This is a genomic window from Pseudomonas agronomica (genome assembly GCF_025917275.1).
In the GTDB taxonomy this organism is placed as follows: Bacteria; Pseudomonadota; Gammaproteobacteria; order Pseudomonadales; family Pseudomonadaceae; genus Aquipseudomonas; species Aquipseudomonas agronomica.
Genome location: NZ_JAOSHO010000589.1, coordinates 1 through 2830 on the forward strand (window position 1 = coordinate 1; position 2830 = coordinate 2830).

At 61.7% G+C, this 2830-nt stretch carries 2 protein-coding genes; one reads left to right on the forward strand and one right to left on the reverse strand.

All coding sequences use genetic code 11. The annotated features are described in order from the left end of the window. The first annotated feature begins 41 nt into the window (after positions 1 to 41). The gene (locus tag OC610_RS24880; RefSeq protein WP_264431670.1) at positions 42 to 2255 is read left to right on the forward strand and encodes an LTA synthase family protein; all 2214 of its coding nucleotides are present in this window, start codon (positions 42 to 44) and stop codon (positions 2253 to 2255) included. A 37-nt stretch (positions 2256 to 2292) separates the two neighbouring features. On the opposite strand, the gene OC610_RS24885 is transcribed toward OC610_RS24880, so the two are convergent. Then, positions 2293 to 2830 (reverse strand): aspartate-semialdehyde dehydrogenase (locus OC610_RS24885; RefSeq protein WP_264431672.1); only part of this gene is annotated, 538 nt, incomplete at its 5' end.

Sequence of the window (2830 nt, forward strand, 5' to 3'; positions counted from 1 at the left end):
CGTGTGTTTGCTGGATTGGTTTGAACAAAAGGCCCGTTTCCGTGAATGTTTTTTATCGAGCGCTGACTCATCCACTCGCGAGCCTCCTCGCGCTGGCCGGATGCGTGCTCTTCGTCCCGATGGGGCTGCGCCTGGTTCTTGGCTGGTCCGACCTGCTGGGCTATCTGTCCGACTTCGCCATCGGCAGCTTATTGATCGTGTTGCTGCATCGACGCCCCGGGTGGCTGGCGTTACCGGTATTGCTGGCCTGGGCCGCGCTGATGTTGGCCAGCAGCGAACTGGTCAGTGCGGTCGGACGGATGCCAACGCCGTCGGACATCCAATATCTGACCGACCCGCAATTTGTCGAGAACTCCACCAGCGGCGGCTTCGCTCATCCCTGGCTCGCCGCCGTGCAGCTGGTCGCCTTGGCCCTCTGGCTGGCGGTCCACTGGATCAATCGGAGCCGCCGGGCGCCCGGCTTGCCGCGCCATGCCTGGGCGCTGCCGGCGGTGCTTTTGCTGGCTCACCACACGGTGCAAACCTGGCGGCCCAGCGAAGCGGACCAGTGGAACCTGTTCAACCTGCCCCACCAGCTCATGACGGCAGGCGTCGCCGCCGGCCAGGCGCACATTCAAGAGTGGGTCGCCGGGGATACCGAGGAACCGCTTCCCCCCATGGAAGGGCTGACCCGACTGGATCTTGAAGGGCAAAAGCTGCTCGCCGCGCCGGGCCGCGCACGCAACGTCCTGATCATCGCCCTGGAAGGCATTCCCGGTGCCTATCTGGAAACCAATCGCCTGGCCTTGAAAAGCAGTTATCAGGAAAACCTGATGCCGCACCTCAGCGCGTGGGCCGAGCGCGGGATGAACACACCCGACTACGTGTTGCACAGCCACCAGACCATCCGTGGCCTGTACGCCATGCTGTGCGGTGACTACGACAAGCTCGACAACGGCACGCCCAAGGGCGTCGAAATGCTCAACCAGAGCCAGCGCAACCAGGCCTGCTTGCCTGCCCAGTTGCGCAAGAACGGATTCTCGACTCACTTCCTGCAGGGCGCCGGCCTGCGGTTCATGGCCAAGGACCGGATCATGCCGCACATCGGCTTCGACACGACCCTGGGCATGGAATGGTTCACCCGACCCGCCTATCTGGAGTTTCCCTGGGGCAAGGACGACAAGACTTTCTTCGAAGGCGCGCTGGATTACGTCGGGCAACTGCAACAGGCGGACAAGCCCTGGATGCTCACGCTGCTGACGGTGGGCACGCACCAACCCTACTCCGCGCCAGAGGATTACCTGGAACGCTACGACACCGCCAAGCAGGCCGCCGTGGGTTACCTGGACGACGCGTTGGACAGCTTCCTCGCCGGCCTGGAACGCCAGGGCATCCTGGACAATACCCTGGTGATCATCACTTCGGATGAATCCCACGGCATCGACGATGTGCGCCTGGCCTCGTCCTGGGGCTTCAACCTCATGTTGGCGCCCGAGCCATTGCCGCGCCTCAAGCAAGGGGTTCATGGCCATGTCGACCTGACCGCTTCGGTACTCGATTACTTCGGTTTCAAAGTGCCGACTTCGCTGTCCGGTCGCTCGATGTTCAGGGACTATGCGACGGGCCGGGAAATCATGTCGTTCACCAACGGCAAGCTGCGCTACCACGATGGCAAGGGCACCTTCACCGAATGCGATTTCCAGCAACATTGCCTCGACTACAGGAGCGAAGGCTTCATCGCCGACAGCGCCACCTACCTGGGGCAATACAGCGGCCAACGGGCAAGACTCGTCAGTGCCCGAGCGACAGCCCTGGACCAGACGTTGTTCGCCACGCCCTTGAACCAACACTATCAGTTCGGTAGCGCGGAAAAGATCCCACTGCCGGCCCAGGTATCCAACGACTGGACCGACAACCTGATCGGCGCCCAGTACCTGGAAATGCCCAAGGGTACCCGCACGCGCGTGAGCTTGAGCATCCGCGCCGTGGACGCGGACCACGCCGCGTACATATCCCTCAAGGCCAAGGAATTCGAGCAGGACGTGCCGATGGATTTGCCCACCAACGTCGCGGTGACCAACGATCAGCCGCTGGTGATGGACATCCATTTCGATAACCCGCAGCCGCGCAAGGCGTTCTCCTTCCACCTGCTCGGCCACGGGACGGGCGCCATCGAGATCAGCGACTTCAGTGTCGTGACGGAACTGCCGGAACAGTTGGACCAACCGCAATACCTGGACGATATGCGGGACGACAGCGAGGCCCAATCGAGCTGAATAAACGCGCCGCCGCCAGGACAGCAGCGCGTTTTGGTCAATCGCTGATCAATTGCATGATCTCGAAAGCGTTCAACGCCGCACCGCGCAGCAACTGGTCGCCGCTGATGAACAAGTCCAGCCCATGCTCGCCGTAGATCAGGTTGTAGCGAATCCGCCCGACCTCCACCGCATGCTTGTAGGTTGAAGTCATGGGCATCGGATAAGCGCCAAACTCGGGTTCGTCCACCACTTCAACCCCCGGCGCGTTCCTGAGCAATGCTCGTACCTGGTCCAGCGACCCAATGGATTTGGTGAACCGCAGGCTGAGACTCTCGGCATGAGATCGCAAGGTCGGCACCCGAACGGCGGTGGTGCTGATCGCCAACGCCGGCTCGTCCAGGACCTTGCGCAACTCCCACACCACTTTCATTTCTTCCCGGGTGTAACCATTGGCTTCGAACGAATCGACCTGTGGAATCACGTTGAATGCCAGGTTATGGGCGAAGTGCTCACTGTCATCGCGATCGCCATAATCACTGAAGGATTTGGCCCTCTCGCGCAGTTCAAGCATTGCCGGCTGCCCGGCACCGCTG